At 66.4% G+C, this 895-nt stretch carries 1 protein-coding gene; it reads left to right on the top strand.

The window, feature by feature from the left end; translation table 11 throughout:
• On the top strand, positions 1 to 862 hold an 862-nt coding region (locus tag MA876_RS18820; protein WP_248153023.1), incomplete at its 5' end, for an IS30 family transposase.
• Positions 863 to 895: the final 33 nt, after the last annotated feature.

The raw sequence follows: 895 nt of genomic DNA, 5'->3' as shown, positions 1-895 counted from the left end.
CAACGGCCATCCCGGTTCTGGTGAGTATCGGCCCTGGGCGGCGCAGCGTCGCTCGGCCGCGCGTCGAGCACGACCGAAGCCGGGAAAGCTCGCCCAGAACCCTGTGCTGCGTGAAGCGGTCGCGGAGGGGTTGCGTCGAAGATGGAGTCCTGAGCAGATCAGCCGCCGACTGATCGTGACCTACCCCGACCTGCCGGAGATGCGCGTGAGTCACGAGACGATCTACCAGGCTCTCTACGTGCAGGGCCGCGGTGAGCTGCGTCGTGAACTGGCTCGGTGCCTGCGCACCGGACGCGCTACCCGGAAACCCCACCGCAACCCCGACCAGCGCACGGCACGCTTCCAAGCGCCCATGCTGATGATCAGCGATCGACCGGCCGAGATCGAGGACCGTGCCATCCCCGGGCACTGGGAAGGGGACCTGATCATCGGCGCCCGCAACCAGTCCGCGATCGCGACTCTCGTCGAACGAACCACCCGCTACGTGATGCTCGCGCACCTGCCCGCCGGGCACGCCGCCGAGCAGGTACGCGACGCACTCGTGGCCACGATGACGGCGCTGCCCGCGCACCTGCGCCGATCGCTCACCTGGGATCAGGGCTCCGAGATGGGCGCGCATCACCTGATCACGATCGACGCGAACCTGCCGATCTACTTCTGCGACCCAGCCAGCCCCTGGCAACGCGGATCGAACGAGAACACCAACGGACTACTACGTCAGTACTTCCCCAAGGGCGCCGATCTGACCCGCTACACCATCGACGATCTCGCCGATGCCGCCATCGAACTCAACGGCCGCCCACGCAAAACGCTCGGCTGGGAAACCCCAGCCGAGCGTTTCGCTGCTTTACTTCAGACCTAACCCCGTGTTGCGACGATCCCTAGAAACCGCCGA

Source organism: Microbacterium aoyamense, assembly GCF_023155855.1.
GTDB lineage: Bacteria > Actinomycetota > Actinomycetes > Actinomycetales > Microbacteriaceae > Microbacterium > Microbacterium aoyamense.
The sequence above is the reverse complement of the archived record's forward strand: the minus strand, read 5'-3'. Positions and strand labels throughout refer to the sequence as shown.